This is a genomic window from Streptomyces sp. SAS_272 (assembly GCF_052543235.1).
This window is the reverse complement of record NZ_JBMNDR010000021.1, coordinates 87,446-96,383: the sequence shown is the minus strand read 5'-3', so window position 1 is coordinate 96,383 and position 8,938 is coordinate 87,446. Positions and strand designations below refer to the sequence as shown.

The following is an 8,938-nucleotide window of genomic DNA, read 5'->3' as shown; positions in this document are numbered from 1 at the left end:
GCCCGAAAGCTACACGGCAGGGCTCGAGCTGCGCGGCGCAGTCATCTGGCTGCGCAGCCTCCGCCCCGCCACGTGATCACGACACAGAACAGGCCCTAGCGGTACGAGTCCGCGGTGGCGCCGAGCACCTCGGCCCAGGGGGTGGGCACGAGGCCGAAGGCGGCGGTCGCCGCGCCGGAGTCCATCACAAAGGGCCGCTCGAACTGGTAGGCGACCTCGCGCAGGGCCCGCACGGTGGGGTTGACCAGCCCCAGGGCCGCCATCATGACGGCCGGGACCTCGCTGACGCGGACCGGGGCGACCTCCGCGGCTTCGGCCAGGTCGGCGACGGCCTCGCGCTGACTGCGCGGCGGGTTGGTGGGCACGTGCCAGGGCCGCCCCCAGGCCGCTTCCTCGCCGCCGACGGCGACCAGCAGCCGCGCGGCGTCCTCGGTGTAGGTCCAGCTGCGGACAGCGTCGGCGCTGCCCAGCACCTGGACGGCGCGACCTGCCAGCAGCCGTGGCACCCCCCGGGCCCCGAGCGGCGACTCGGCGTGCGGGCCGACGTAGTCGGCGCTGCGGATCTCGGTGGCGCGGATCCTTCCCGCCCGGTGCAGGGCGAGCGCGTCCTGCCACATCCCGGCGCGCACCCGGCCTTTCACCGAGTTGGGGACGAGCGGGGTCGCCTCGGTCATCGGGGCGGTGACGGCGCCGTAACCGTAGAGGTTGCCGACCGTGGCCAGGACGGCGCCGGAGCGCTCGGCGGCCGTCAGCAGGGCGGCGGCGAGCGGGGGCCAGTCCGTGGCCCAGCGGTGGTAGGCCGGGTTGGCGCAGTTGTACAACACGCCGGCCCCGACGGCCAGTTCGCCGAGCGCGTCGGCGTCGGTGGCGTCCAGTCGTACCGACCGTACGCCGGGCAGGTCGGCCAGTCCCGCTGCGGCGGGCGTCGATCCGGACCGGCTCACCAGGACGACCTCCTCACCGCGCGCGGCGAGCAGCCGGGCGGTGGCCGCACCGATGGGACCCATGCCGACGATGAGGTGTTTGCGCACGGCTTCCTCCAGAGGTGAGAGAACACTGTTCTCGCTTTGGTCGTTGCCGAGACAGTGACGCAGCGCCGCCAGATTGTCAAGAACAGTGTTCTCGTTTGCGTCCAGCGTTCTCGCTTCCGTCGATCCATGTCAGGATGGACCCATGTCCACTCCCCCTCAGAAGCCCCCCACCGCACGGGAACGGGCCCGGGTCGAGTTCACCGCGGAGATCAAGGCCGTCGCCCGAAGGCAGCTTGCCGAGAGCGGCGCCGCCGCACTCTCGCTGCGCGCCGTCGCCAGGGAACTCGGCCTGGCCTCCGCATCCGCGCTCTACCGCTACTTCCCGAGCCGCGACGCCCTGCTCACGGCGCTCATCCTGGACGGTTACACCTCCCTCAGCGACGCCGCCGAGGCCGCCTACGCGGCGCCGCACGCGGAGCCCGTGGACGCGCTGGAGCGCTGGGTCGGCGTCTGCCACGCGGCGCGGGACTGGGCGCTGGCACATCCGCACGAGTACGCGCTGATCTACGGCTCGCCGGTGCCCGGCTACGCCGCCCCCCAGGACACAGTGGCGCAGGCGACCCGTCTCCCCTACCTGATCGGCGCCCTCTTCTCCGCCCTGCCCGGTCAGGACGGACACCGCCCCGCCGACACCCGGCCCCCGATGCCCGACGACGCCCGGCAGTCACTGGCGCCACTGCTCACCGGACTTCCCCCGCACACCCCGGCGGACCTGGTCATGAGCAGCCTGATGGCCTGGACCTACCTCCTCGGCGCCATCTCCTTCGAGCTCTTCGGCCACCGCCGCGAAATCATCGCCGACCCGCGCGCGTTCTTCGACCATGAGGCCCGCCGCCTGGGCACAGCCCTCGGCCTCACCGCCGAAAACTGAAAGTCAGGGTGCCGCACGAGGGGCAGAGCCGGCGTTCGGGGCCGACGAGGCCCCAACGCGTCCATCCATCGTCCTTCCAGCCGGGAGCGACGGACAGCCCGGCCGCATGGAATCCACCCCCGCGGACCCGTGCGACGGCGGTCGGCATGCCGGCCCCCGCCCTCCTTCGGGGCCGCCGCGCCCGGGCGGCCAGGGCCCCGGAGCCGACGTGATGCGCGTGCCCGGTGCCGCCGCCGGCGTGCCGCACCCTTTCGGTGACTGTGCGGCAGCGAACGTGAGCGGTCGGCATCCGGCCTGACCGAACGGGGGCGACTCCGTGACTGAACGGGCCCCGCAGTGCTAGAAAGGCCGGATGGGAGACCGTTTTGCCAGTGTTCGTCGCATATCACGGCTTTGGTCGCCTGCGCGGAAGGGCACGCGGACTGTCGCGGGCCAGATGTTCCTCATGCAGGTGACCCTGGTGGTGCTGCTGGTGGCGCTGGCCGTCCTCGCGCTGGTCCTGCAGTCCGAGCGCCACACCAACGCCGAAGCCAGACGGAGATCCATCGCGGTCGCCCAGACCTTCTCCCATTCCCCGGGTGTGCTGGCCGCACTGCGAGCTCCCGATCCCTCGAAGATCCTCCAGCCGCAGACCGAGTCCGGACGCAAGTCCGCCGGCGTCGACTTCATCGTGGTGATGGACACGAAGGGGATCCGCTACACCCATCCACTGCCGGACCGGATCGGCAAGCGGTTCGTGGGGAAGATCGAACCGGCACTGGCGGGAAAGGTCTACACCGAAAGCGTCCACGGCCCCCTCGGTCATGAGGTCCAGGCCACCGTGCCTATCCGGAATCCCCGCGGGCAGGTCGTGGCTCTCGTCTCCGCCGGGCTGAAGGTCAAGAACGTGACCGGGCTGGTGGAGCGGCAGATCCCGATCATCCTGACCGCCGGTGCGGTCGCGCTCGGCGCGGCCACCGCGGCCACGGTGCTGGTCAGCAGGCGGCTGCGACGGCAGACGCACAGCCTGGCCCCGAACGAGATGACCCGCATGTACGAGCACCACGACGCGGTGCTGCACTCCGTGCGCGAAGGGGTGCTCATCGTCAACGACGAAGGGCGTCTGCTGCTGGCGAACGACGAGGCCGAGCGGCTCCTGGAACTGCCCCCGGAGGCGGAGGGACAGTTCGTCGCCCAGATGTCCTCGCTCGAGCCCGAGATCCTCTCGTTGCTCAGTTCCGGCCGCGAAGCCAGCGACGAGGTGCACCTGGCGGGACCGCGGCTGCTGGTGGTCAACCAGAGGTCCACGGGTTGCGGCGGCGGCCCCCGGGGCACCGTCGTGACACTGCGCGACTCCACGGAACTGCAGGCGGTGTCGGGCAGGGCCGAGATCACCGGTGAGCGGCTGAAGCTGCTCTATGACGCCGGGCTGGGCATCGGCACCACTCTCGACGTCGTCCGGACGGCCGACGAACTCGCCCGGATCGCCGTGCCCCGCTTCGCCGACTTCGTCACCGTGGACCTGGCTGACGCCGTGCTGCGCGGCGAGGAGCCGGCCACCACGGCGAAGGGGATGCGGCGGGTCGCCGTATGCGGCATCCGCGAAGACCAGCCCCTCTACGAGAAGGACCGGCTGATCGACTTCCTCCCCTCCACGCCCCAGGCACGCGGCTTCGGCACCGGCCGCTCGGAACTGGTGGCCGACCTGTCCACCGCGACGGGCTGGCACCGACAGGACCCGGAACGCACCGAACAGATAGTGGACTACGGCATTCATTCGCTCATAGCGGCTCCGATCCAGGCCCGCGGCGTCGTCCTGGGCATGGTCAACTTCTGGCGCTCCGAGGAGCACGCCCCCTTCGACCAGGAGGAACTCTCGCTGGCCGACGAACTGGTGGCTCGCGCCGCGGTGAGCATCGACAACGCCCGCCGGTACACGCGCGAGCATGCCCTGGCGGTGACCCTCCAGCGCAGCCTGCTGCCGCAGGGCCTGCCTGTGCAGAGCGCCGTCGACGTCGGCTACCGGTACCTCCCGGCGACGTCGGGTGTGAGCGGGGACTGGTTCGACGTGATCGCCCTGCCGGGCAGCCGCGTGGCGCTGGTCGTCGGTGACGTCGTCGGCCACGGCCTGCACGCCGCCGCGACCATGGGACGGCTGCGGACCGCGGTGCACAACTTCACCACGCTCGATCTGCCGCCCGACGAACTGCTGAGTCATCTGGACGACGTGGTCGGGCGCATCGACCAGGACGAGGCGTGCACGGACCAACCGGCCGCCGTCGTGGGCGCCACCTGCCTCTACGCGATCTACGATCCCACGACGCTCCGCTGCACCATGGCCCGCGCCGGACACCTGGCTCCCGCCCTGGCCGACCCTGACGGAAACGTGGTCTTCCCCGACCTGCCGCCGGGTCCGCCGCTGGGCCTCGGCGGCATGCCCTTCCAGGCCACCGAGATCGACATCGCCGAAGGCTCCCAGCTCGTCTTCTACACCGACGGCCTCGTCGAGGACCGCCACCGTGACCTCGACGAAGGGATGGAAATCCTGCGCAAGGCCCTGGCGGGTCACCCGCGGCGCGCGCCGGAGGAGAGCTGCCGGGCCGTGCTGAGATCGCTGCTGCCCGACCACCCCACCGACGACGTGGCCCTCCTCATCGCCCGCACCCACGCGCTGCCGTCGGATCGGATCGCCGACTGGGACGTGCCGCCCGACCCGGCCTCCGTCGCCGGGGTGCGTGCCGCGGCGACCGACCAGCTCGACGCGTGGGGGCTGTCCGAGCTGGCCTTCAGCATGGAACTGGTGCTCAGCGAGCTCGTCACCAACGCCGTCCGCTACGGCTGCGAACCCATACACGTGAGGCTGATCCACGACCGCACGCTCACCTGCGAGGTCACCGACGGCAGCAGCACCTCACCCCACCTGCGCCACGCCGCGACGACCGACGAGGGCGGCCGGGGCCTCTTCCTGGTGTCGCAGCTGACCGAGCGCTGGGGGACCCGATACACCCCCCGCGGCAAGGTCATCTGGGCCGAGCAGGCACTGCCGGAAAGCTGAGCCGCCGGTCTTGGCCCGGGCGACCCGAACCCGGGCGGAGAGCGGTAACCGCCGACGATGTGCGCGCAGGCGCCGGTCAGCCGCAGGTCGTTCAGGGCGACATCCCTGCCGGGGCGCAGTCCGTCGGCCGGCGCCGCGGGCACCGGACCCTTGGGGACGTCCGGTGGCCCGGGGAGCAGGACGCCCACGCCCTGCCGTTCGAAGTGTGCAGCATTTGCATCTTGCCGTGCATTTAATGCGCGCCTAGCATCCTTGCATCACCCGCTGCCGGATGCCGAAGGAATGAGACGCGCATGGCCACGACGACGATCACGCCGGAACCGACGACACAGGACCGCAACGGCGCCCACGCGTCCGTCCGGCGCCGGACGGTCCGGACGATCAAGGTGTACTGGCCGGTCGCGAGCGCGACCCTGACCGCATGCGCGAAGGGCGACCTCGACGCGCTGCGGGCCGATCAGTCCTTCGCCTCTCTCCTGCGCATTGTGGAGACCTCCCCCGAGCTCGGGGACTTCGGCGTCTACGGCGACGTCTTCGAGGTCTCCTTCGGCGCCGAGGGATTCAGTGTCCGGCCCGGCGCCCGCCCTGCCCTCGGCTCGATCGGCGGACGGTTGCTCTCCACCACGCTCGCCGTGACCACCTACGTCGACGCCGACGCGGACGACGACACCCTCGCCGGGATCCTCGCCCGCCTCGTCGACGCCCACCCTTGGGAGATCCCGGTGATCGAACTCTCCGCCCCGCTCGACCTCGTCTCCCGGGCCTGACCCGTCTCCCCGTCCCCGTGAGCCCGTCGCCCGCACCGGGCGCCCGCTCCCCTCGGTCCGCGACCACCCCGACGCGCACCGGCAGCCCTCGAAAGTGGCCTCACCCCGCAAGCCATGCCGTGCCGATCGCCCCCCACGCCCGTCCCCCTCTCCCCGCTCAGCTCCGCAGAGGAGACCGCCATGTCCGTCTCAGCAGAACCGGACAACGCTCCGGCCGCCGCAGACACCGTTCCCCGGCCGCCCGGCGACGGCCTGCGCCGCACCATGCGCTCGCGCCACCTCGTCATGATCGCGATGGGTGGCGTCATCGGTTCCGGACTCTTCCTCAGCTCCGGCTTCACCGTCTCCCAGGCCGGTCCGCTCGGCGCCGTCCTGGCCTACCTCGTCGGCGCGTTCGTCGTCTGGCTGGTGATGGCCTGCCTCGGTGAACTCGCCGTCGCCTATCCCGTCTCGGGCGCTTTCCACGTCTACGCGAGCCGGTCGATCGGCCCGGCCACCGGGTTCGCCACCGCCTGGCTCTACTGGCTGACCTGGGCCGTCGCCCTCGGCTCCGAGTTCACCGCGTGCGGGCTGCTGATGCAGCGCTGGTTCCCCGCCGTCGGCGTCTGGGTCTGGTGCGTGGTCTTCGCCGCCGTCGTCTTCGGGGTGAACGCGTTCTCGGCCCGCGTCTTCGGCGAGACCGAGTACTGGTTCTCGCTCGTCAAGGTGATCGCCGTGGTCGCCCTCATCGTGTTCGGCGGCGCCGCGCTGGCCGGCTTCCACCCACTCGCCGAGGGCGGCTCCCACCCTCTGCTGCTGGAGAACTTCCACACCCCGGACGGCCTCTTCCCCAACGGCTTCTCGGGCGTCATGGTCACCGTGCTGGCCGCCTTCTACGCCTTCTCCGGGTCCGAGCTGATCGGCGTCGCCGCGGGCGAGACCGAGAACCCCGCCGAGGCCGTGCCCAAGGCCCTGCGCGTCACCGTCGTGCGCCTGCTGGTCTTCTTCGTCGGCGCGATCACGGTGATCGCGGCGACCATCCCGTACGACGAAGTGGGCCTGGACGAGAGTCCGTTCGTCACCGTCTTCTCCTCCATCGGCTTCCCCTACGCGGCCGACGCCATGAACTTCGTGATCATCACGGCGTTGCTGTCAGCCGGCAACAGCGGCCTGTACTCCTGTGCCCGCATGCTCTTCTCGCTCGCGGAGGAGAAGCAGGCGCCGCAGGCGCTGCGCCGCCTCAGCCCCCGCGGCATCCCCTTGACCGCGCTGTCGCTGAGCATGCTCGGCGGTCTCGCCTCCCTGGTGAGCAGCGTCGCAGCGCCCGAGACGGTCTATCTCGTGCTGGTGTCGATCGCCGGGTTCGCCGCGGTCGGGGTCTGGATGTCCATCGCCGCCTCGCAGTTCTTCCACCGGCGGGCCTTCGTCCGCGCAGGCGGGAACCCGCGCAGCCTGGCCTACCGGACCCCCCTCTACCCGGTCGTGCCGGTACTCGCCTTCCTCCTGTGCCTCGCCTCGCTCGTCGGCATCGCGCTCGATCCCGCACAGGCGACGGCCCTGTACTTCGGTGTTCCGTTCGTCGCGGGCTGCTACCTGTACCACTGGCTGCGGCACGGCCGCCGCCGGACCGCAGGAGCGGCCGCGTGAGAGCGCCGACCTGCGTACTGCTCGACCTGGACGGCACTCTGGTGGACTCGGCTCCCGGCGTGACCGCCAGCGCCGCCGAGGCCCTGCGCTCCGTCGGGGCCCCGGTCCCGGACGCCGCCACCCTGCGCTCCTTCGTGGGCCCGCCGATGCACGACACCTTCCGCCGCGTGGTCGGGCTCGACGAGCCCGCCGCGCGGGCCGCACTGACGGCCTACCGCGCCGCGTACGCCCGCGACGGCGCGTCGGCCGCCGCGCTGTACGACGGTGTCCCCGAACTGCTCGACGCCCTGGCCGCTCGCGGTCTGCCGATGGGCATCGCGACGTCGAAGGTTCAGGACCAGGCGGAACTGATGGCCCACCGCTTCCGTCTCGGCCCCCGGCTGCTGACGGTGTGCGGTGTGCGCGAGGAGGCAGGCCGTACGACGAAGCGGGAGGTGATCCGGGAGTGCGTGGCCCGGCTGCGGGCGGCCGGCGCCGACGTCCGCCGGCCGCTCATGGTCGGCGACCGCGCCTACGACGTCGAGAGCGCCGCCGCCGAGGGAATCCCCACCGTCCACGTGCGGTGGGGGTACGGCGGCGCCGCGGAGTCGGCCCACGCGGTCGCCTCCGTCGCCCGCCCCGCCGAACTCGTCGACTGGATCGATCTGTTGGACAACGCCGGCAACGGCGCCGAGATGGAGGACGAACACGCATGACACCGGACACTGCCGTCACGGCGGCACCCGCGACCACCACCGAACCCCCGTTGTGGGCCCTGCACCGCGCACTGATCGGCGGAACGGTCCGCACCGACCTGACGCACGCCTTCCATCCCGGTCAGCCCCACTTTCCCGCCTTCCCCGACGAGAAGCGCGAGATGCCGTTCGACATGTCCCGGGGCGACGGCTTCAACGTGCACCTGTACACGATCGTCGGACAGTGGGGCACCCACGTCGACCCGCCGGTCCACTTCGTCGCCGGCGGCCGGACCCTGGACGAGATACCCGTCGACGAGATGATCCTGCCGCTCGTCGTCCTCGACATCGCCGACCGTGTGGCCACGGACCCCGACGCGGTGCCGACGCTGGCGGACGTCACCGCCTGGGAGGCACGCAACGGCCGGGTTCCCCAGGGCGCGTTCGTCGCACTGCGCACCGGCTGGGGCCGGCGCTGGCCGGACCCGACCGCCATGGCCAACAAGGACGAGGCCGGTGTCAGCCACTGCCCGGGCTGGTCCGCCGAGGTCCTGCGCTACCTCTTCGAGGAGGCCGGCGTCACCGCGATCGGGCACGAGCAGACCGACACCGATCCCGGACTGGCCACCTCCGCAGGCGACTTCGGCCTCGAGGACTACGTCCTGCGACGCGACCGCTGGCAGATCGAGCTGATGGCCAACCTCGACAGGGTGCCGGAGGCGGGCGCGCTGATCGTCGCCACCTGGGCCAAGCCGCTGGGCGGTTCGGGCTTCCCCGCCCGCGTCTTCGCCCTGCACCACGAGAACTGAACGACGTCACGAGAACCGGCGTCACAAGACAGGACGGCGCCATGAGGACCGAAACGGCGTCGTAAGGACCGATGACGCAGCGAACCGGCACAGCGGCTCCGGTGGCCCCCCTTCGGCCACCGGAGC

7 protein-coding genes are annotated in these 8,938 nt (G+C 71.7%); 6 read left to right on the top strand and 1 reads right to left on the bottom strand.

Going from position 1 to position 8,938, the window contains the following annotated elements; genetic code table 11:
- Window positions 1-95: 95 nt before the first annotated feature.
- Window positions 96-1,031, bottom strand: coding sequence for an NAD-dependent epimerase/dehydratase family protein (locus ACN6LD_RS15255; RefSeq protein WP_445043447.1), 936 nt, complete (start codon window positions 1,029-1,031; stop codon window positions 96-98).
- Window positions 1,032-1,173: 142 nt separating this feature from the next.
- On the opposite strand from ACN6LD_RS15255, the gene ACN6LD_RS15250 reads away from it, so the two are divergent.
- From ACN6LD_RS15250 to ACN6LD_RS15225, 6 genes are all read left to right on the top strand, one after another.
- Entirely contained in the window at window positions 1,174-1,902 is a 729-nt protein-coding gene (locus tag ACN6LD_RS15250; protein WP_319187465.1) for a TetR/AcrR family transcriptional regulator, read from the top strand.
- A gap of 436 nt (window positions 1,903-2,338) precedes the next feature.
- Window positions 2,339-4,936 (top strand): SpoIIE family protein phosphatase, encoded by a 2,598-nt coding sequence (locus ACN6LD_RS15245; RefSeq protein ID WP_319187463.1) that lies wholly within the window; start codon window positions 2,339-2,341, stop codon window positions 4,934-4,936.
- A 293-nt stretch (window positions 4,937-5,229) separates the two neighbouring features.
- Window positions 5,230-5,703, top strand: coding sequence for a hypothetical protein (locus ACN6LD_RS15240; protein WP_319187462.1), 474 nt, complete (start codon window positions 5,230-5,232; stop codon window positions 5,701-5,703).
- Window positions 5,704-5,883: 180 nt separating this feature from the next.
- A complete protein-coding gene (locus ACN6LD_RS15235) occupies window positions 5,884-7,329 on the top strand; it encodes an amino acid permease (RefSeq protein ID WP_319187461.1) in 1,446 nt (481 codons plus the stop codon).
- Window positions 7,326-8,024, top strand: a complete 699-nt coding sequence (locus tag ACN6LD_RS15230; protein ID WP_319187460.1) for an HAD hydrolase-like protein — start codon at window positions 7,326-7,328, stop codon at window positions 8,022-8,024. Before ACN6LD_RS15235 ends, ACN6LD_RS15230 begins: the two co-directional genes overlap by 4 nt.
- Complete coding sequence (locus ACN6LD_RS15225; RefSeq protein WP_319187458.1) at window positions 8,021-8,812, top strand: cyclase family protein; 792 nt, start codon at window positions 8,021-8,023, stop codon at window positions 8,810-8,812. The genes ACN6LD_RS15230 and ACN6LD_RS15225 overlap by 4 nt, the downstream gene beginning before the upstream one ends.
- Window positions 8,813-8,938 lie beyond the last annotated feature (126 nt).